Annotated in this window: 19 protein-coding genes; 4 read left to right on the forward strand and 15 right to left on the reverse strand. The window is 66.6% G+C overall.

Annotated features, from left to right (window positions below; genetic code table 11):
* Nucleotides 1–89: 89 nt before the first annotated feature.
* The 7 genes from hflX to OMP44_RS21865 all read right to left on the reverse strand — a co-directional run bounded on the left by hflX (nt 90) and on the right by OMP44_RS21865 (nt 8067).
* Complete coding sequence (hflX, locus tag OMP44_RS21835; protein WP_158891393.1) at nt 90–1394, reverse strand: ribosome rescue GTPase HflX; 1305 nt, start codon at nt 1392–1394, stop codon at nt 90–92.
* 20 nt (nt 1395–1414) lie between these two features.
* Complete coding sequence (gene hfq / locus OMP44_RS21840; protein WP_007161156.1) at nt 1415–1660, reverse strand: RNA chaperone Hfq; 246 nt, start codon at nt 1658–1660, stop codon at nt 1415–1417.
* Nucleotides 1661–1747: 87 nt separating this feature from the next.
* Nucleotides 1748–2728 (reverse strand): tRNA (adenosine(37)-N6)-dimethylallyltransferase MiaA, encoded by a 981-nt coding sequence (miaA, locus tag OMP44_RS21845; RefSeq protein WP_280311222.1) that lies wholly within the window; start codon nt 2726–2728, stop codon nt 1748–1750.
* A 42-nt stretch (nt 2729–2770) separates the two neighbouring features.
* Nucleotides 2771–4669 carry a DNA mismatch repair endonuclease MutL gene (mutL, locus tag OMP44_RS21850; protein WP_280311224.1) on the reverse strand — a complete coding sequence of 633 codons (1899 nt, stop codon included), beginning with the start codon at nt 4667–4669 and terminating at the stop codon, nt 2771–2773.
* Nucleotides 4662–6092 (reverse strand): N-acetylmuramoyl-L-alanine amidase, encoded by a 1431-nt coding sequence (locus OMP44_RS21855; protein ID WP_158891399.1) that lies wholly within the window; start codon nt 6090–6092, stop codon nt 4662–4664. The genes mutL and OMP44_RS21855 overlap by 8 nt, the downstream gene beginning before the upstream one ends.
* A gap of 38 nt (nt 6093–6130) precedes the next feature.
* On the reverse strand, nt 6131–6592 hold the full coding sequence (tsaE, locus tag OMP44_RS21860; RefSeq protein WP_133862326.1) for a tRNA (adenosine(37)-N6)-threonylcarbamoyltransferase complex ATPase subunit type 1 TsaE: 462 nt from the start codon (nt 6590–6592) through the stop codon (nt 6131–6133).
* Entirely contained in the window at nt 6580–8067 is a 1488-nt protein-coding gene (locus tag OMP44_RS21865) for an NAD(P)H-hydrate dehydratase (RefSeq protein ID WP_280311227.1), read from the reverse strand. The genes tsaE and OMP44_RS21865 overlap by 13 nt, the downstream gene beginning before the upstream one ends.
* Before the next feature lie 61 nt (nt 8068–8128).
* Between OMP44_RS21865 and queG the strand changes: the two genes are divergently transcribed.
* Complete coding sequence (queG, locus tag OMP44_RS21870) at nt 8129–9193, forward strand: tRNA epoxyqueuosine(34) reductase QueG (RefSeq protein ID WP_280311229.1); 1065 nt, start codon at nt 8129–8131, stop codon at nt 9191–9193.
* Nucleotides 9194–9209: 16 nt separating this feature from the next.
* On the opposite strand, the gene OMP44_RS21875 is transcribed toward queG, so the two are convergent.
* The 5 genes from OMP44_RS21875 to OMP44_RS21895 all read right to left on the reverse strand — a co-directional run bounded on the left by OMP44_RS21875 (nt 9210) and on the right by OMP44_RS21895 (nt 13853).
* Complete coding sequence (locus OMP44_RS21875; RefSeq protein ID WP_280311231.1) at nt 9210–9887, reverse strand: DUF2931 family protein; 678 nt, start codon at nt 9885–9887, stop codon at nt 9210–9212.
* Complete coding sequence (locus tag OMP44_RS21880) at nt 9884–11755, reverse strand: PAAR domain-containing protein (RefSeq protein ID WP_280311233.1); 1872 nt, start codon at nt 11753–11755, stop codon at nt 9884–9886. Before OMP44_RS21880 ends, OMP44_RS21875 begins: the two co-directional genes overlap by 4 nt.
* A 97-nt stretch (nt 11756–11852) precedes the next feature.
* On the reverse strand, nt 11853–12467 hold the full coding sequence (locus tag OMP44_RS21885) for a trimeric intracellular cation channel family protein (protein WP_042137396.1): 615 nt from the start codon (nt 12465–12467) through the stop codon (nt 11853–11855).
* 16 nt (nt 12468–12483) lie between these two features.
* Complete coding sequence (gene orn / locus OMP44_RS21890; RefSeq protein ID WP_273862772.1) at nt 12484–13032, reverse strand: oligoribonuclease; 549 nt, start codon at nt 13030–13032, stop codon at nt 12484–12486.
* Nucleotides 13033–13082: 50 nt separating this feature from the next.
* Nucleotides 13083–13853, reverse strand: coding sequence for a class I SAM-dependent methyltransferase (locus tag OMP44_RS21895; protein ID WP_280311236.1), 771 nt, complete (start codon nt 13851–13853; stop codon nt 13083–13085).
* Between the two features lie 94 nt (nt 13854–13947).
* Here OMP44_RS21895 and rsgA point away from each other — a divergent pair, with 94 nt between their 5' ends.
* Nucleotides 13948–14970 (forward strand): small ribosomal subunit biogenesis GTPase RsgA, encoded by a 1023-nt coding sequence (rsgA, locus tag OMP44_RS21900; RefSeq protein WP_158896607.1) that lies wholly within the window; start codon nt 13948–13950, stop codon nt 14968–14970.
* A gap of 48 nt (nt 14971–15018) precedes the next feature.
* Here rsgA and OMP44_RS21905 read toward each other — a convergent pair whose 3' ends face one another.
* From OMP44_RS21905 to motA, 3 genes are all read right to left on the reverse strand, one after another.
* Nucleotides 15019–15618: a nitroreductase family protein gene (locus OMP44_RS21905; RefSeq protein WP_273862770.1), complete on the reverse strand. Its 600-nt coding sequence runs from the start codon at nt 15616–15618 to the stop codon at nt 15019–15021.
* 164 nt (nt 15619–15782) lie between these two features.
* A complete protein-coding gene (locus tag OMP44_RS21910; protein WP_187980989.1) occupies nt 15783–16943 on the reverse strand; it encodes a flagellar motor protein MotB in 1161 nt (386 codons plus the stop codon).
* Nucleotides 16943–17794: a flagellar motor stator protein MotA gene (gene motA / locus OMP44_RS21915; RefSeq protein ID WP_017642892.1), complete on the reverse strand. Its 852-nt coding sequence runs from the start codon at nt 17792–17794 to the stop codon at nt 16943–16945. Before motA ends, OMP44_RS21910 begins: the two co-directional genes overlap by 1 nt.
* A gap of 117 nt (nt 17795–17911) precedes the next feature.
* On the opposite strand from motA, the gene OMP44_RS21920 reads away from it, so the two are divergent.
* Both OMP44_RS21920 and OMP44_RS21925 read left to right on the forward strand, forming a co-directional pair.
* Entirely contained in the window at nt 17912–19429 is a 1518-nt protein-coding gene (locus OMP44_RS21920; protein ID WP_187980988.1) for an HDOD domain-containing protein, read from the forward strand.
* Nucleotides 19430–19488: 59 nt separating this feature from the next.
* Nucleotides 19489–20298, forward strand: coding sequence for a rhodanese-like domain-containing protein (locus OMP44_RS21925; protein WP_187980987.1), 810 nt, complete (start codon nt 19489–19491; stop codon nt 20296–20298).
* Nucleotides 20299–20302 lie beyond the last annotated feature (4 nt).

Below are 20302 nucleotides of genomic sequence, written 5' to 3' on the forward strand. Positions count from 1 at the left end.
CCTACTGATAACGCGAAAACGCGCCGAAATGGCGCGCCGACCAATGCTACCGGATGGTCCCTGCCCGAACAAAAGCGCCGAGCGGGGGTTTATTGCAAAACATGTTGCTGGATAAAGACTTCCGGTTCTTCACCGGCCCGGCTGAGCAGTCGATTGAGTTCGGCGCGGGGTACTCGTACAGACAACAGGATGTTGCCTTCGTCATCATGATCGTCCTGGCGAACCACGCCCAGGTCGAACAGCTGCGCGCGCAGCCGGGCATGCCGCTGAGGCAGGCGCAGCACGCCGACGAAGAGATCCTCGCCAAGCAATTCGGCGACGGCCTGACCGACCAGCTCCAGACCGCGACCTTCGCGCGCCGACACCCAGACCCGGATCGGGCGTCCGGTTTCGTCGTCGCGCTGGATATGGGGCTCGACCCCGTCGAGCAGATCGAGCTTGTTGTAGATTTCCAGCATCGGCAGCTCATCGGCGCCGATTTCGTGCAGCACCGCCTCGACCTGCTCGATCTGCAGCTGGCGATCGTCCTCGTGGGCATCGATCACGTGCAGCAACAGGTCGGAGTTGCTGGATTCCTCCAGGGTCGCGCGGAACGCCTCGACCAGCTTGTGCGGCAGATGGCGGATGAAGCCCACGGTATCGGCCAGCACGATCGGCCCCAGATCCGGCAGCTCCAGACGGCGCAGGGTGGGGTCGAGGGTGGCGAACAGCAGGTTGGCCGCATAGACGCCGGATTCGGTGAGGCTGTTGAACAGGGTGGACTTGCCGGCGTTGGTATAACCGACCAGGGACACCGAGGGGATCTCGGCCCGCCGACGCCCACGACGGGCCTGCTCGCGCTGGCTGCGCACCTTGTCCAGGCGCTGGCGGATCTGGCGGATGCGGATCCGCAGGAGACGGCGGTCGGTCTCCAGCTGGGTTTCACCCGGACCGCGCAGACCGATACCGCCCTTCTGCCGTTCGAGGTGGGTCCAGCCGCGTACCAGCCGCGTGCTCATGTGTTCGAGCTGGGCGAGTTCCACCTGCAGCTTGCCCTCGTGGGTCCGGGCGCGCTGGGCGAAGATATCGAGAATGAGGCCCGTGCGGTCGAGGACGCGGCACTCGAAGGCTTTTTCGAGGTTGCGTTCCTGACTGGGCGTGAGGTCATGGTTGAAGATGACCAGATCGGCGGCATGGGCGTGCACCTGATCGTGCAGTTCCTCGACCTTGCCGGTACCGATGAGATAACGCGCGGTCGGCTGACTGCGATTCACCGTGACGAAAGACACGGTCTCCGCACCCGCCGATCGCGCGAGTTCGAGAAACTCCTGAGGATCTTCGCGCGCCTCGGGATGCAGGCCTTCCAAATGGACCAGAATGGCCCGCTCACCACCTTCGTGACGCTCGAAGAACAACAGGGCGCTCCTCTTGTTATTTATTCGCTATCCGACTCGCTCGTCTCGGAGCTGGGCAGACGGACCGGGCGGCTCGGCACCACGGTGGAGATTGCATGCTTGTAGACCATCTGGCTGACGGTGTTCTTGAGCAGAATCACGAACTGGTCGAAGGACTCGATCTGACCCTGCAGCTTGATACCGTTGACGAGATAGATGGAAACCGGAACGCGCTCTTTACGCAGGGTGTTCAGGTAAGGGTCTTGTAGCGAATGCCCTTTTGACATCGTGTCGCTCTCCTAAGGAAATGAAAATACCGATCTGGCGACATGCCAGTTTCCGCTGCCCACCATGGACACGCGGACAAAAACGATTCAGCTGTGGAGCGATATGGTGTCACCGGCCAGGCATTTCAAGATCCGCGGCAGATTGTCACAAGCCAGGCTGTCGAAGCTGTGCGCGGCGGGCCAGCCACGCAACCAGGTCAACTGCCGCTTCGCCAATTGCCGCGTCGCCGCAACGCCACGCGCCACCATCTCTTCCCGCGTGCATTCCCCTTCCAGGAATTCCCACACCTGACGATAGCCTACGGATCGCATGGACGGCAGACCAGGATGCAGATCGGGACGTTCCCGCAAGGCTGAAACTTCGTCGATGAAGCCCTGTTCCAGCATCAGATCGAAGCGCTCGGCGATACGCGCATGGAGCACCTCACGCCGACCGGGCGCCAGGATCAATTGGGTCACAGTATAGGGTAATTGCGTCTGGCGCGCGCCGTTCGAATCGGCATTGGCGCTCATTTGCAGCGCGCGATGCGCGGTCATCGACTGGCCGCTGACCCGATACACCTCGAGGGCGCGCAGGAGCCGCTGGGGGTCGTTGGGATGGATGCGCGCGGCCGACACCGGATCGACCTCGGCCAGTTGCCGATGGATCTCGCCCCAGCCCGCCGTGGCCGCCAGCGCCTCGATCTCAGCGCGCACCCCGGCATCGGCCCCCGGCATGTCGGCCAGGCCTTCGAGCAGGGCCTTGAAGTAGAGCATGGTGCCGCCCACCAGCAGGGGGATGCGTCCGTCCGCGGTGATCTCGGCCATGGCCGCCAGGGCATCGGTACGAAATTCGGCGGCGGAATAGCTCTCGGCGGGATCGCGGATGTCCACCAGCCGGTGCGGATGGGCGGCCAGCAGCTCGGCGTCAGGTTTGGCGGTGCCTATGTCCATGCCGCGATAGATGAGCGCCGAGTCCACGCTGATCAGCTCTATGGGCAGCAGCCGTGCCAGCTCGATGGCGAGATCGGTCTTGCCGGAGGCGGTTGGCCCCATGAGAAATATGGCGGGCGGCAGGGGGGCGGTCATGAGGGATTCTCGAAGGGCGCCGGGCGGGACACGGCGGGGCGGTCAGCGGCCGCGCAGGAAGAGTTTGTCCAGGTCGTCCAGGCTGAGCTGGGCCCAGGTGGGCCGACCGTGGTTGCACTGGCCGCTGCGCTCGGTGGTTTCCATGTCGCGCAGCAGGGCATTCATCTCCGGCAGGGTCAGCCGCCGGTTGGCGCGTACCGAGCCATGGCAGGCCATGGTGCCGAGCAATTCGTTGAGGTGCGCCTGGATGCGATCGCTGGTGCCATAGTCCAGCAGGTCGGCGAGCACGTCCTGCACCAGTCGCGCGGCCTGGGCCTGCTTGAGCAGCGCGGGGATCTGCCGGATGGCCAGGCTCTCGGGGCCGAGCCGCTGCAATTCGAAGCCGAGCCGCTCGAACCACTGGCCGTGCTCTTCGGCGCAATCGGCCTCGCGCTCGCTGACCGCCAGGGATTCCGGCACCAGCAGCGGCTGACCGCGCAGGCCTTCGCTGGCCATGGCTACCTTGAGCCGCTCGTAGGTGATGCGCTCGTGGGCGGCGTGCATGTCCACCAGGATCAGGCCCTGGGCATTCTCGGCGAGGATGTAGATGCCCTTGAGTTGCGCCAGGGCATAACCCAGCGGCGGTACGTCGCCTTGCTCCACCGGCAGGGACGCGGCTTCGGCACCCTCCGGCAGCGGCGCGAAGAAGGCCTTGTAGGCGCTCTGCACCTCGGCAACCGGCGCGCCCGCATAGGGCTGCGGGGTGGGCGCGTAATGCGCAGCGCCACCCGCCCCGCCGCCACCGGCGAAGGGCTGGGCCGGCGGCGGAGGGCTGTCGTGCAACATGGCGGCGGCCAGGCGCATCTCGCCCTGGGGGCCGAATTCACCGGCGGCCGGACCGCTCAGCGGCGCTGGCGCCGTGGGCGCCACCACGGCGAGCTGGTCGTCCGGGCGAATATCGCCCAGGGCGCGGTGCAGGGTGCCGTAGAGGAAGTCGTGCACCTGGCGGCTGTCGCGGAAGCGCACCTCGTGCTTGGTGGGATGGACGTTGACGTCCACCACCGCCGGATCCACTTCCAGGAACAGCACGAAGGCCGGGTGGCGGCCGTTGTAGAGAACGTCGCGATAGGCCTGGCGCACCGCGTGGGCGACCAGCTTGTCGCGCACCATACGGCCGTTGACATAGAAGTACTGCAGATCCGCCTGGCTGCGCGAAAAGGTCGGCAGGCCGACCCAGCCCCACAGGCGCAGGCCGTTGCGCTCGTGCTCCAGCGGCAGCGCCTGTTCGAGAAAGGCCGGGCTGCAGACCGCGCCGACGCGCCGCCCCTGGCTCTGGGGATCGCTCGCCGGATGCAGGGCCAGCACGCTCTTGCCGTTGTGTCGCAGATGAAAACCCACGTCGAAGCGCGCCAGCGCCAGGCGCCGCACCACTTCCTGCAGGTGATCGAATTCGGTCTTTTCGGCGCGCAGGAACTTGCGCCGCGCCGGGGTATTGAAGAACAGGTCGCGCACCTCCACCGAGGTGCCCTGGGGATGGGCGGCGGGCTGCACCCGTGGCTGCATCTCGCGGCCTTCGGTCTCCACCTGCCAGGCCTGGTCCTCGCCGCGAAAACGCGAGGTCAGGGTAAGGCGCGACACCGAACTGACCGACGCCAGGGCCTCGCCGCGAAAGCCCAGGCTGGTGACGCTTTCCAGTTCGTCCAGGTGATAGATCTTGCTGGTGGCATGGCGCGCCAGGGCCAGGTGCAGGTCATCCGCCGGGATGCCATGCCCGTCGTCGCGGATGCGCAGCAGCTTGACCCCGCCCTGCTCCACCTCGATGTCGATGCGCCGGGCACCGGCGTCCAGGCTGTTCTCCAGCAGCTCCTTGGCCACCGAGGCGGGGCGTTCGACTACCTCGCCGGCGGCGATCTGGTTGGACAGCCGCGGGCTGAGCAGCTGGATGCGCCGGGGTTCAGTCATTGCTGGCCGCCAGTTCGTGGGTGGGGATGGTCAACACCTGACCGGAGCGGATGCGATTGCCGCGCAGCCCGTTGGCGGCGCGCAGGGTGGAAAGGTCGACATCATAGCGGCGGGCGATGAGGCTCAGGCTTTCGCCCGGCTGCACCCGGTGCTGATCGAAGCCGCGCACGCTGCCGACCTTGTCGCCCCGCTGCTCGCGCTGCCAGGCCAGGTAGGTGCCTGGCGGCGGACGATGCTGGAAGTACTGCACGATACCGGCCTGGATCTGCCGGGCGAGCAGGCCCTGGTGCGCCGGACTGGCCAGCTTGGCCGACTCGTTGGCATTGGTGATGAAGCCGGTCTCCACCAGGATCGAGGGAATGTCCGGCGATTTCAGCACCATGAAGCCGGCCTGCTCCACCCGCGAATGCAGGAGCTTGGTCGCGCGCCCGACCTGACCGAGGATGGTCTGGCCGACCTCCAGACTGGAGGCCACGGTGGCGGTCATGGACAGGTCCATGAGCACCCCGGCGAGCATCGGGTCCTTGTTGTCCAGGGCATCGGACACCCCACCGACCTGGTCGGAGCGGTTTTCCGCATCGGCCAGCCAGCGCGCTGCCTCGGAGGTGGCGCCGCGCTGGGACAGGGCGAAGACGGTGACGCCCTCGGCGCTGGCGCTGGGCGCGGAGTCGGCATGGATGGAGATGAATAGGTCGGCCCCCTTCTTGCGGGCGATGACCTGTCGCTGGCGCAACGGGATGAAGTAGTCGCTGGTGCGGGTCAGCTCGGCGCGAAAGCCCTTCTGCCGATTGAGATTGGCCTGCAGCTGCTTGGCGATGGCCAGCACCACGTTCTTCTCGTACAGCCGGCCGCGGCCGATGGCGCCCGGATCCTCACCGCCATGACCGGGGTCGATCACCACCACCACGTCGCGCTTGCCGCTGGGGCTGGAGGGCAGACGGGTCGCCGGCTGGGCCGGGGTCACCGGGGTGGCCGGCAGGTTGGGCGTGACGGTGGCGGGAATATCGCTGGCGGCAGGGTCGGTGCCCTGGTCGTAGAGATCGACCACCAGGCGATTGCCGTATTCCTTATTGGGCGCCAGGGTAAAACTCTTGGGCGTCAGGGCACCCTTGGTGTCCAGTACCAGGCGCACCTCGCCCGGCGAGCGCTGGGCCGCCCGCAAGCCGGTGATGGGGGTGTTGCGCAGCGGCTTTTCGTTCAGCCCACCGTCGAGCTGCGCGCCGGACAGGTCGATGACGATGCGATCCGGGGCACTGAGGGTGAAGACGCTGGCCTTGACCGGGCCGGTCAGATCGAACACCAGACGGGTATTGTCGGGCGCGCGCCAGACGCGCATGCCCTTGATCTGGGTGGCGGCCAGCAACTGACTGCTGAGAATCAACAACAACAGGCCGAGTCCCGACCTGAAAAAACGCTTGCGCATGCCTGCGACCGTATAGCTGGAGAACGAGGGATCGGCGCCTAGGGCGCGAGGGCGGCGCACCAGGCCTCGCCGTGAGCGCCCTGGCTGACCAGGCGTAGATCACGGCCGTCGGCGCGTGGCGTAATGGTAATGTCCAGGTCCGGCTTTGGCAAAAAGCCCTGACCGCGCTCGGGCCATTCCACCAGGCACAAGGCCTCGGGTGTGAAGTAGTCGCGAATCCCCATGAATTCCAGTTCTTCCGGATCGGCCAGGCGGTAGAGGTCGAAGTGATAGACCGCACCGCTGGCCAGTTCGTAGGGTTCAACCAGGGTGAAGGTCGGACTCTTCACCGCGCCGCCATGGCCGAGACCGCGCAGGATGCCCCGCGACAGAGTGGTCTTGCCGGCACCCAGATCGCCGTGCAGATAGAGCACGCCGCGACCGCCACTGGCCTGGGCCAGGCGGGCACCCAGGGCATACATGGCGTCTTCGTCGGCGGCGTGCAGGGTCAGTTCAGGCATGGCTGGAGTTCCTCGAGCAACTGGCGGGCGACCGGGGGCAGATCGCTGGCAGCGAGACCGCGGCCCTGGCGACCCAGCTCGGCGCCGGCACGGCCGTGCAGCCAGGCGCCCAGACAGGCGGCCTCGAAAGGCGCCAGCCCCTGCCCCAGCAGGGCAGCGATGATACCGGTGAGAATGTCTCCCAGGCCACCCGTCGCCATCGCCGGATGCCCCTCTCCGCACAGCGCCATGCGGCCGTCCGGGTGGGCGATCAGGGTGCCGAAGCCCTTGAGCAGCGCCACGCCGCCGTAGCGCCGCGCCAGTTCGCGGGCGCTGCCGGGGCGATCGGCTTCGATGTCCTTGATCGAGACCTCCAGCAGCCGCGCCGCTTCGCCCGGATGGGGCGTCGTCACCCAGGGCCCGCGCGGCGCCTCGACCATCCCGGCGGCCAGCAGATTGAGGGCATCGGCGTCCCAGACCTGGGCGACTTCCAGCGTCGCGGCGGCACTGGCCAGGGCCTTGCCCCAGGCGCCCTGGCCCAGGCCCGGCCCGACGGCGAGCACATCGGCCTTCCTGGCCAGCTCCAGCACGGCGAAACTGGAGTGCACCCCGGCGACCATGACCTCCGGCCGCCGCGCCAGCACCGCGGTCACATTGGACGGCCGGGTCGCCAGGCTGAGCATGCCCACGCCGCAGCGCAGCGCCGCCTCGCTGGTCATGATGGCTGCGCCACCGGTGCCTTCGTCGCCGCCGATCACCAGCAGATGACCGTATTGCCCTTTGTGCGCATTGAGCGGGCGCGCCGCCAGGCGTGGCAGGTTGCCAGGCGCCAGGCGCTGGGCCGTGGCATGGGCGGGATTCTGCGGCTCCTCCACCAGCGGCTCGAATACCAGACTGCCGACGTGATCCGGGCCCTTGCCGGTGAACAGCCCGAGCTTGAGGCCGATGAAGGTGATGGTCAGATCTGCGCGCACCAGAGCGCCCGCCGCAGCGCCGGTGTCGGCATCCAGTCCGGACGGCAGGTCGATGGCCACCACCGGCAGTTCGCTGGCGTTGATCCGCTCGATGGCCGCGGCATAGGGCTCGCGTGCGGCGCCCTTGAGCCCGGTGCCCAGCAAGGCATCGACCACCAGCCCCTCCAGCGGAGCGTCCGCGCGCCAGGGCTGGATATCCACGCCGGCGGCGAGGGCCTCGGCATGGGCCTGGGCAGCATCGCCCTGGAGTCCGGCCGGCTCGGCCAGGTGCCAGACCCGCGCCTGCCAGCCGGCCTTGCGCGCCAGCGCAGCGACCAGATAGCCGTCGCCGGCATTGTTGCCGCCGCCGGCCAGCACGCAGAGGGCGCCAGCATGGGGCCAGCCGTGGCGCAACGAGCGCCAGGCCGCGGCCGCCGCGCGTCTCATCAACTCGAGACCGGGCAGACCGCCGGCGATCAGTTGGGCGTCGAGATCCCGTACCTGCTGGGCGCTGTAGAGCTGGAACGGCAGTTCGTCGTGCATGCTGGGAAAGCCTCCGGAGTCTGGCAAAATAGGCGGCCCTCCTGCCTGTGCGTTCCCGTCGATGTCCGCTGTCGCTCTCGATCTCGCCGCCCTGGCCGACCTCATCAAGACCTGGGGTCGGGAATTGGGCTTTCAGCAGACCGGCATCGCCGGGCTGGATCTGGCACGTCACGAGGAACATCTGGAGCGCTGGCTGGCCGCCGGTTTCCACGGCGAGATGGACTATATGGCCGCGCACGGCAGCAAACGTTCGCGACCGGCCGAACTGGTCCCGGGGACCCTGAGGGTGGTTTCCCTGCGCATGGACTACCTGCCCGGCGACACCCGCATGAGCGAGCGCCTGGCCGACGGCGCGGCCGCCTACGTCTCGCGCTACGCCCTGGGCCGCGACTACCACAAGCTGATCCGCAAGCGCCTGCAACAACTGGCCGAGCGCATCCAGGGCGAGATCGGCCCCTTCGGCTATCGCGCCTTCGTCGACAGTGCGCCGGTGCTGGAAAAGGCCATCGCCGAACAGGCCGGCCTGGGCTGGATCGGCAAGAACACCCTGGTGCTCAATCGCAAGGCCGGCAGCTGGTTCTTTCTCGGCGAACTCTTCGTCGATGTGCCCCTGCCGGTGGACGAACCTACCCCGCGCGATCACTGCGGCACCTGCCGCGCCTGCCTGGACATCTGCCCGACCCAGGCCTTCATCGGCCCCTATCAGCTCGACGCCCGGCGCTGCATCTCCTACCTGACCATCGAGTTCAAGGGCTCCATCCCGCTGGAGCTGCGGCCACTAATCGGCAACCGGGTCTTCGGCTGCGACGACTGCCAGTTGGTCTGCCCCTGGAATCGCTTCGCCAAGCCGACTGCCGAAGGCGATTTCCAGCCGCGTCACAGTCTGGACAGCGCCAGCCTGGCCGAACTGTTCCGCTGGACCGAAGCCGAATTCCTCAGCCGCACCGAAGGCTCGCCCCTGCGCCGTGCCGGCTACGAGCGCTGGCTGCGCAATCTGGCCGTCGGCCTGGGCAATGCCCCCACCAGCATCCCGGTTGTGGAAGCCCTGAAGCTGCAGCGCGAACACCCCTCACCCCTGGTGCGCGAACACGTGGAATGGGCGCTGCAGCGGCACGGCGAGGCCTGAGCGGCAGGCTAGACGTTCAGGGCCCTACCGTGGTGTAGGGGATCGGTGCCCACCAGCTGCCATAGGGGACGCCGTACTTGTCGACATAGCTTTTGACCACCGGCGACAGCGGTCGGTACTTGCCGCCCGACTTGCCACCATAGGGCCCCTTGGGTTCGATCTCGGCCTGGAGGGTCAGGACTTCGATGGGATCGAGACAGGGGCCCATGATCCAGACCTTGACCACCCCACCGGGCGCCAGGCCGATGGTTAGGGCTTCGCGATAGTCGAAGTGGTAGCCGCTCGGACACTGGCCCGGGATACGCTCGACCATCTTTGCCCTGGCCCAATCGGGGATGGTAAACAGTGCGTGATAGGTTTGGGGCTCGACCATGGATTGCCAGCGTAGGGATACGACATAGGGCAGATCCAGGCCGGTCAGAGTACGACCTTTGCCTGAGCCGATTCGCCTGGGCCAGCCTTTGGCGGTAGCCGATAGGCTAGCCGGTTGCCCCATGGCGACCACTCCCCCCATGGCATTGGGAAAGATACGCCCACTGTTGTCGCCAATGTTGGCTTGCTCCAGCCAGACTTCCATATAGTTGGGCGCCAGAAAGCCCAGGTACCAGGCGTCATAGGGCAGCTTGTTCGCGGCGCCGGACTGGCAACCCGCCAGACTCATGAACAGGGCGATAGACAGCAGCCAGCGCCTCATCGCGGGTACCCTGTTTGGGGACGATTGGGATAGAGGCTGCGCCTACCATCGGCGGTGGGTGCATCGACGAAGATTGCATCCATATTGCCCAGGCCACTACCCACGCGCGCATTCCAGTGAGCCGATCTGTGCACATAGCGACTGAGCAGCAGACGATTTTCGGCCTGACTCATTGGCTCAGGCGCATGCGGACTGCCTGCCTGAAGCTTGCTGGCCATAGGAACTAGGTCGGCAGGCAAGCGCCACTCCGGATCCTCTTCGTCAAGAGCAATGAAGGGCACACCCTGGGCGCTGGCCAGACGGTGCATTATCCGCAGATAAACCAGGGATAGCTCTCCACGCACCTGCCGCTCCAACCGTATCGCCGCGAAGACTTCGACTTCTGGCAGGTCGCCCCGGACGCGGGGCAACTCGAGGCGCCAGGTATCGATGCCAAGACGAGTGCTGGTGGAGTCGTACCAAGGCGCCCCTTGCAGGCGCCGCAACTCCCGTTCGGCCTGACGATAGCTCCAAGCCTGGTGGCTGTCCGTACCCCTGGGCTCACGGGAAGCCCTCGGCTGGGTCAAGAGCAATCGCTCCTGCATCTCGGCAGGATAGCCGCCACCAATATCAGCGTGGGCACCAGGCAGGAAGATCTCTTCGTGCTCAGGTGCCACACTAGTAAGGGCGAAGTTACGGCGGTACTCATGCTGGGCAGCCAACTGCACTACCTTGAGCCCACAACCGGATGGTAAATAAAGATTAAGTCCAGGATTTACTGCATTGGCCGGACTGAAATCGCCCCGCAGGGGATCGGCTATCGCCGCCACGGTATCGAACAGGCCGATGAAGTTGAGTTTCACTTTGGCGCGCTGCCAAAGGAAGCACGGTGCTAGGCCTGCTGCGGCGATACCCCCTTCTACCTTAAGCACTTCGTTGGCAAAGTGGCGAGTCGCTGCCGCACCACGGCTGAATCCAAAAAGATCGAATTCAATAGTATCGACAACGACGCTAGGGTTGCTCCGCTGAAATAACACATGCTGTTTAGCAAAGGCTGATGGAAATGTCTCAACACAAGCCAGTACACCACTGCTACCCAGCCCCGTCCCCATCGAAAGCAAATTATCCGGCTGACCGGCCCGGGTACCGATGCCCTCGATATAGACGGGGATGACTGCCGAGCTTTCGTCCGGCTCGATCGCTCGCTGGGTATCGTCCCGGTAGAGCCGATACAACCGCGCAATATTCGTCTCCGCCCCCGCATAGCTGCCATCGGAACTCAGCATGAACTTCTCGCAATGCCTAGCAATGCTGCGTGCCTGATCCTGGCGAAAGCCCTGCTCTTCCGCCCGACAAGCCGCACCGGTGGCGGCATTGAAGAGGTTGTTGCCGGTGCCGTCGAAGAAGACGCCGATGCGCAGGGTGATGCGCTGTTCTAGCGGGCGCTCCGCCTGTTCGGCGGCTTCATCCCTGGCGACGGGTACGCCCTCCGGGTGGTTGGCAGGCCCCTCGATATTCCGTCGCTCCCGGGAGCGACGTGCCGAAGGCTTGCCCTGCCCCGGTGCCAGGCCGGTAGTGCCTGCATGGCTTGCGCAGGCGCCCTTGGCCGCGCCGCCGGCGTCCAGGCCGATGATGACGCTGCCCGAGCCGCCGATCACCACGCCGCCATGGCTGGTAAGGCTGCCGAGCACCGCCGCAGGCCGGCCGTTGATCAGGACAGTAGGGATGACCGCGGCGCTCAGGACCGCGCCACAGCCGCAGGCATGGCCGAGGGTCGCGGCGGGCAGGCCATCGAAAGCGACATCGGCGGAGCCCTGGATCAGGGCGGTGGTACCGCATTGGGGGCAGGCGACGGCGTCGCCCAGGCGAGCAGCAGGCTTTCCAGACATGACCGATCTCCCTATCGGTAACTGGGGCCTGAAAAATGCCGCACAAAAGGCTCTAGGACAAGCCTTTCAGGGCGATACCACGCAATTTCTCACTGCCTCAACCGTGAGGATCGTCCGGATAGGTGAAGGTCGGCATCTGCCAGTTGAATCTCAACGCCAGCAGGCGCAGCAGCAACCCCGCGGCCAGGGTGATGAGCAGCGCCTGCTCTTCGCCGAGCCACGGGCGGCAGAGCAGGTAGCAGCCGGCAGAGAGTACCGCCACGCTGGCATAGAGCTCGCGCCGGAGGATCAGGGGTACGTCGTTGCAGAGGATGTCGCGCAGGATGCCACCGCAGGTGCCGGTGAGGGTGCCGCTGACGATGACGATGGCCGGACTCAGGCCCATCTCCAGGGCCACCTGGCAACCGATCACGGTAAAGGCCACCAGGCCCAGGGCGTCGAGCACCAGGAACAGCCGGCGCAGATAGCGCATGACCCGCGCGATGGCCACGGTGGCGAGGCCCGCGCCGACGGTGAGCGCGAGGTACTCCGGGTGCTTTACCCAACCCAACGGATAGTGCCCCAGCAGGACGTCGCGCACCGAGCCGCCGCCCAGGGCGGTGACGCTGGCGATCAGTGCCACGCCGAACAGGTCCATGCCGCGGCGCCCCGCGGACAGGGCGCCGGTCATGGCCTCGGCGGTGATCGCGACCAGATAGAGGATGGACAGCAGCACGGACGGGTGGCCGTCAGACCTTGATGAAGTGCTCGCGATAGTGCCGCAGCTCGGCGATGGAATCGCGGATGTCGTCCAGCGCCAGGTGGCTGCCGCTCTTCTTCACGCCGTCACGCACATGGGGCGCCCAACGCGCGGCCAGTTCCTTGAGGGTGGAAACGTCCAGGTTGCGGTAGTGGAAGTAGGCTTCCAGCTCCGGCATGCGGCGATAGAGGAAGCGGCGATCCTGACAGATGCTGTTGCCGCAGATCGGCGACTTGCCCTTGGGCACCCACTGCTGCAGGAATTCCAGGGTCAGGGCCTCGGCCTGGGCGGTATCGACGGTGCTATCGCGCACCCGCTGAGTCAGCCCCGAGCCGCCGTGCTGGCGGGTGTTCCACTCGTCCATGCCGGCCAGGATCTCGTCCGACTGGTGGATGGCCAGCACCGGGCCTTCGGCCAGCACATTGAGATCGCTGTCGGTGACGATGGTGGCCATCTCGATGATCACGTCCCGATCCGGATCCAGGCCGGTCATTTCCAGGTCGATCCAGATCAGGTGCTGCGGATTGGGGGCGGTCATGGTGAACTCCTTGATGATGGCACCAGTGTAGCAGCGCGCCTGCCGCGTACCTACCGGCGCCAGAGCAGCAGCCGGCTGCCGCGCAGGTCACCTACCTCCAGCACCTGATCCGCCGGCTGGTCGGGAATCTCGAAGGTGTTGCTGATCAGCCAGCTGCCGGCCCGCTGTTCCGTGCGGGCCTTGTCGCCCAGGCGTGGCATGGGCGCCGGCGAGAGAAAGCAGTAGACGACGTCGAACTCGCCCAGCTGCACCCGCCAGAGATCGCGATAGCGCACCTGGCAATTGCGCCGCGGCAGGCAGCGCAGCCAGGCCAGGGCGAAACTCAGCGGCGCCGTCTCCACCCCGACGAAGGTAGCCTGGGGAAAGCGCCGGGACAGATCGACCAGGGTATCGCCCAGGCCGCAGCCGAGGTCGACGAAGCGAAAGGTCGGCTCGCGCTCGGCGAGCAGTTCGGCCAGCCGCTCGCGGGTCTGGCGCCCGGTGAGATAGAGCGGTACCCGCTCGCGCAGGCTGTTCCAGTTCAGCAGCAGGAGCAGCAGGAAGCCGAGCGCGGCGATGCCTGCCGAGAGTCCGCGACCGCTGACCAGGTAGAGTGCCGGGGCGAACAGCAGATTGATGAACACCCACCAGCGGGCGAGTCCCAGCAGCTCGCCCAGCAGGGCCGCCAGTACCGCCTGCAGGCAGACCAGCGCCAGCAGCGAGGGGCGCTGGCCGGCGAAGCCGGCCCACAGGCGGATGCCGACGACGGCGACCACCAGGGCGGCCAGTTGCACCAGCACGGCCAGCAACAGCGGATAGCGCGAGGCGAGATGGGCCAGCATGGGGGCTCCGGAGCGACGAGGTACGCCAAGTTTAGGTAATCCGCGAGAGGCGGCCAATGCTAGACTCAGCGGTCCTGAAACCCGCGGATATCCCATGGCCAAACGCCACCTGACCCGTCGCCAGAGCTGGCGGATCGAAAAAATCCAGACCGAACGCGCCGCCCGCGCGGAAAAGCGCGAATCCAAGCTGATCGACGAACTCGAAGGCGGCGATCTGGGACCGGAGCAACAAGGCCTGGTGATCGCCCACTTCGGCGTTCAGGTGGAGGTCGAGGATGACGAAGGCCAGCTGCAACGCTGTCACCTGCGCGCCAACCTGCCGACCCTGGTCACCGGCGACCGGGTGGTGTTTCGTCCCAGCCTCCAGGGCAACGGCGTCATCGTCGCCCAGTTGCCGCGGCGTTCGGAGATCTGCCGGCCGGACATGCGCGGTCTGCTCAAGCCGGTGGCGGCCAACGTCGACCGCCTGGTGATCGTCTTCGCCCCGCTGCCCACGCCTCACGCCAACCTCATCGATCGCTACCTGGTGGCCGCCGAGCATGCCGGCATCCAGCCATTGCTGCTGCTCAACAAGGCCGACCTGATCGACGCGCACAACGGCCCGGCGCTGGACGAGCTACTGGGCGTCTACCGCGAGCTGGACTATCCGCTGCTGGAAGTCTCGGCTCACAACGGCCTGAGCATGGACCAGCTCAAGAGCGAGCTGGACGAGCACGTCAGTGTCTTCGTCGGTCAATCGGGGGTGGGCAAGTCATCGCTGGTGAACGCCTTGCTGCCGGGCGTCGATACCCGCGTCGGGCCGCTGTCCGAGCTGACCAACAAGGGCACCCACACCACCACCACCGCCCGGCTCTTCCACTTTCCCGATGGCGGCGATCTGATCGACTCGCCCGGTATCCGCGAATTCGGCCTCAGCCACGTCAGCCGTGACGACGTCGAAGCCGGCTTCAAGGAATTCGGCGACTACCTCGGCCACTGTCGCTTCCGCGACTGCAAGCACGAGCGCGAACCCGGCTGCGCCCTGCTCGCGGCCCTGGAGCGCGGTGACATCCATCCGCAGCGGATGGCCAGTTACCGGCACATCCTGGCCAGCCTCGAAGGCGAGTCGCGCTACTAAGCAAAACGCCGGGCAAGCCCGGCGTTTTCTTGTATCAGTCGACGACCATCAGCCAAAGACGCGGAAGCGCTCGGCGTCGTCCATGAAGCCCTTCTCCGGGAAGTCCCCCTCGTTGGAACCGAAAGGCATCTGCGCGCGCAGGTGCCAGGTCTCCGGCAGCTTCCACTCGGCGGCGGCCAGGGCGTCGGGCAGCGGATTGTAGTGCTGCAGGCTGGCGCCGATGCCGGCGTTGGCCAGGGCCGCCCACACGGAGAACTGGGCAATGCCGCTGGCCTGCTCCGACCAGATGGGGAAGTTGTCGGCGTAGGCGGGATACTTGTCCTGCAGGCCGGCGACGACGTGCCGATCCTCGTAGAACAGCACGGTGCCGGCGCCGGCCGCGAAGCTGTTGATCTTGCCTTCGGTGGCGGCGAAGGCGTCGGCCGGCACGATCTGCCGCAGCGCCTGCATGACAAAGCCCCAGAACTTGTCGCTCTCGGCGCCGAACAGGATCACCGCGCGCGAGCTCTGCGAGTTGAAGGCGGAGGGCGACAGCTTGACCGCTTCCTGGATAAGCGCGGTGACCTGGTCCTGGGCCAGTGGCAGATTCTTGCCCAGCGCGTACTGGCTGCGGCGGCGCTTGATGGTGTCGATAAAGGCGTTGCTCATCGGAAGGCTCCTGCAAGGGAATCGGAGATCGGGAGACCGCGCGCCAGGGCGCAAGGTGCCCGATCCAGCATGAATACCCTTGCAGCTTAACCAGCCCTGCGCAGGCCAACGGACGAAAAAACCGAACGCTAGCAGCGAATTTTCCTATCGATCACCGCCACCCTTCAGGGCTTGCTCTGGATGACGCCGGCATCGAAGGCATTGACCTGATTCTTGAAAGCCGCGTTGTTGATGGGTTGCGCCAGGTTGCCGGTGGCGCTGACGCCGCCACTGGAGACTCCGCTGCGGCTCGCCGCCGGTGCGGCGCCAGCCGCGGGCTTGGGTGCCTGGTTGCCACCGGCGCGGCCCTCGATGGCCTGCTGGGCCTTCTTGGTCAGCACGATGATGTCGATGCGGCGGTTGACCGGATTGAGCGGATGTTCGCGATCGAAGGGAGCCGAAGAGGCATAGCCGACGATCCGCGCCACCTGCTCTTCCGGATAGCCACCGGCGATCAGCGCCCGGCGTGCAGCGTTGGCGCGACCGGCGGACAACTCCCAGTTGCTGAAGTCGCCCTTGCCGGCGTAGCGCGCGGCATCGGTATGGCCGCTGATGCTGATCTTGTTCGGCACCTGGCGAATGGTGTCGGCCATGGCCAGCAGGATGTCCTCGAAATAGGACTTCAGCCGCGGACTGCCGGAATCGAACATCGGCCGGTTCTCGGCATCGACGATCTGGATGCGCAGGCCGTCCTGGGTGATCTCCAGCAGGATCTGGTCCTTGAACTTCTGCAGCTCAGGATTCTGCTCGATCTTGTTCTGCAACTCCTGCAGCAACAGCTCCAGGCGTTCCTTGTCCACCTGCTCGGCGATCTTTTCCGCCTGGCTCGGATCCATCTTCGCCTGGCTGGCATCCTTCTGCTGCTGGGCCGCGTCGTTGGGCTGGCGCTTGTCGGACTGATCGGGCGCCTGGGTGGGATCGGGCGCGACGCGGTTGGAATCGTTGGGGTCGGCGCGCTCCTGCACGTCCGGATTGACCTTGTTCTGGGTCGAATCCGGCTGCGCCTGGATCTCGGGATTCAGGGTGCGGTCAGGTGCCGGCGTCGGCGTGCCGCCCAGATCGATGACATAGGGGCTGGCACTTTCGGTGAAGCCGATCGGATCCTGGAAGTAGCCGGCGATGGCCTTCTTCTGCTCCGGGGTGGCCGAGGACATCAGCCAGAGCACCAGGAAGAACGCCATCATGGCGGTGGCGAAGTCGGCGAAGGCGATCTTCCAGGCGCCGCCATGGTGGCCGGCGGCGCTTTTCTTGATGCGCTTGACGATGATCGGCTGGTTGTTGTCCATCAGCTGCCCCGCATCGCCTGCTCGAGCTCACTGAAGGACGGCCGGTGCGCCGGAAACAGCACCTTGCGGCCGAATTCCACGGCGACGGTGGGCGGCATGCCGCTGGCGGCGGCGACCAGGCAGGCCTTGATGGCCTCCAGCACATTGAGCTCTTCCTTGGCGTCGTGCTCCAGGCAGGTCGCCAGCGGACCGAAGAAGCCGTAGGCGGCGAGAATACCGAGGAAGGTACCCACCAGAGCCGCGCCCACGTGGCCACCGATGGCCGCCTGGTCACCCTCGCCGAGCATGCCCATGGTGATCACGATACCCAGTACCGCGGCGACGATGCCGAAGCCGGGCAGGCCGTCGGCGACCCGCGATACCGCGTGGGACGGATGCTCCAGCTCTTCCTTGATGCCGGCCAGCTCCATGTCGAACAGGCCTTCCAGCTCATGGGGGGCCATGTTGCCGGAGGACATCAGCCGCAGGTAGTCGGCAACGTAGGCGGTCATCCGCTCATCCTTGAGGATGTTCGGGTACTTGCTGAAGATCGGACTGGCCTTGGGATCCTCGACGTCCGCCTCGATGGACATCATGCCCTCGCGCCGGCTTTTGTTGAGGATCTCGTAGAGCAGCTTGAGCACGTCCAGGTAGAAGGCGTGGGTGAAGCGGTTGCCAAACATCTTCAGCGACTTCTTGAACACCTGCATGAAGGTACTGCCCGGGTTGGCCTGCAGAAAGGCCCCCAGGGCGGCACCGCCGATGATCAGGACCTCGAGCGGCTGGATGATCGCAGCGATCTTGCCATGCGCGAGGATGTAGCCGCCGAGGACAGCCGCGAATATCACGATGATGCCGATGATTTTTGCCATGGTTGGGAATACTGTGTGCTAAGGAAAATTGAGCCGGGGATCTGCCCTCACGTCCCCTTTATCGGACCCGGCGCCCCGGACTGAAGGCCTTTCATCAAATTTCAAGGCGACCGTCGTATGTCCAGCCGCCCGAACACCGTCGAAGACTGGGTCAAACACCTGGAAGGCGTACGCCTGCCGGTGGCCACCGCCAGCGCGGAGCGTCTGCGCCGCGCCCTGGCCGATGGCCGTCTGGCGTTGCATGAGATCGCCGAACGGCTCTGCGAGTCACCCCCCCTGGCGCTGGCCCTGCTGCGCGAGGCCAATCGCGGCCATGCCAGCCTTGGCGATCCGGCCGCCAGTCTGGAAGCCGTGCTCGGCCGCGTCGGTCTCGGGCCGGCGGAGTACCTGATCGCCCGCCAGCCGACCCTGCCCGAGGAGCGCCTGCCGCGTCCGCTGCGGCAGCTGTGCCTGGTCAGCCAGCACGCCATGACCCTGGGGCTGGGCCTGTTCGGCGTGCCCCTGGCGCGGCTGTGGCCGGACATCCGCCTGGCCGCCCTGCTCTTTCTGGCGCCACTCTGGCCGCTGGCGACCCGCTATCCGGAACTCTTCGAGGAGTGGGAACGGCGGGTGCTGGGCGAAGGCGAACCGGCGCTCAAGGTCGAGCGCGAACTGCTCGGCGTGCCGGCGATCCGCCTGTGCCAGGCGCTGGCCCGTCACTGGCAGTTGCCCGAGTGGATCGTGGAAGGCTATCGCCTGCTGGACCAGGATCGCCGGCAACTGGTCAGGGCGCTGCACATCGCCCATGGCGATGATCCCCTCGAACAGCAGCAGCGCCTCGACGACGACCCCAATCTGCGGCGCTGGCTGACCCATCCCGGCAACACCATCCTGCTGGCCAATGGCCTGGCCCTGGCCAGCCACCATGCCTGGGATGGTCCTCATACCCTGCGCTGGCAGCGTTTCAGCGCCCTCTATCTGCAACTGCCGCTGGCACGGGTGCAGAGTCGCAGCCATGAGCTGGCGGTGCAGGATGCCCAGCGCCATGCCCGACCCGGCCTCTGGCATCCGGCGGAAGGCCTGGTCTGGCCACCGGGCGAACGGCGCCTCAAGCCGGTGCCCCGGGTACAGGTCGCCAGCGAGAGTCAGGCACAGCGCTGGCGCGGACTCTGCGAGCAGTTGCTGCACACGCCCAGCGCCTTCGCCACCCTGCCCCAGCTGTTCGATTGCGCCCGCCAGGCGCTGGTGGCCTGCGGCCTGCCGCGGCTGCTGCTGCTGACCCCGGATCGCAACGGCCAGAAGGGCAATGTCCAGCTGCACCATGGCCTGGACGACGCCCCCGGTCTGCAGCTGGACATCGCCAGCCATCCGCTGCTGGCCAAGCTGTTCGGCAGCCCCGGCCAGTTGCGCATCGATGACGACAACCGGGCGCGCTTCGCGCCGCACCTGCCCGCCGATCTGCGCCGGCTGTTCAGCAACGAGCGGCTCTGGCTGCGCAGCCTGGGCTTTGGCGAACGGGTGGTGCTGGTGGCGATCCTGGACAGCGAACTGCAGCCGGCGGATCCGCGGCGCAGCGCCGCGCTGGACAAGACCTTCACCTGCATCGAGCGCGCCATCGGCACCTTTGCCAATCGTCCGCGGGCACGACCGACCTGACGCTGGCCGGTCAACCTCGGTACACTTCACCTTTGCTACGGACCGACGGGAAATCCGCGATGCCCTTTTCCGCCCTGCCCCTGGTGATCGAACCGGCCGATCTCGCGGCGCGCCTGGATGCGCCCGAACTCATCCTGGTGGATCTCTGCAGCGCCGCCCACTATGCCGAGGGCCATCTGCCCGGCGCGCGCCATGTCGCGCCCGCCCGCACCCAGCTGGGCAGCAAGCCGGCGCCCGGCCTGCTGCCGGCCCAGGCGGACCTGGAACGGCTGTTCGGCGAACTGGGGCAACGCGACGAGGCCGTCTACGTGGTCTATGACGATGAAGGCGGCGGCTGGGCCGGACGCTTCATCTGGCTGCTGGACGTCATCGGGCATGGCCACTATCACTACCTCAACGGCGGACGCCAGGGCTGGATCGCCGCCGGCCTGCCGCTGAGCACCGAGGTACCGGCTGCGGCGAGCGCGCCGGTCGCCCTGACCCTGCACGAGGAGCCCACCGCCAGCCGTGCCTATCTGCAGAGCCGGCTGGGCGCCGAGGACCTGGCCATCTGGGACGCCCGGGGCGCCGATGAATACCGCGGCGAAAAGGTGCTGACCGCCCGTGGCGGGCACATCCCCGGGGCGATCAACTTCGAGTGGACCGCCGGCATGGATCGCGAGCGCCAGTTGCGCATCCGTGAAGACCTGGCCGCCGAACTGGAGCGCCTGGGCATCACCCGCGACAAGGAAATCATCACCCACTGCCAGACCCATCACCGATCCGGCTTCACCTATCTCGCGGCCAAGGCCCTGGGCTATCCGCGCGTCAAAGCCTATGCCGGCTCCTGGGGCGAATGGGGCAACCACCCCGACACCCCCATCGAATGATTGC

Source organism: Pseudomonas flavocrustae (assembly GCF_029872515.1).
Lineage (GTDB): Bacteria > Pseudomonadota > Gammaproteobacteria > Pseudomonadales > Pseudomonadaceae > Chryseomonas > Chryseomonas aestiva.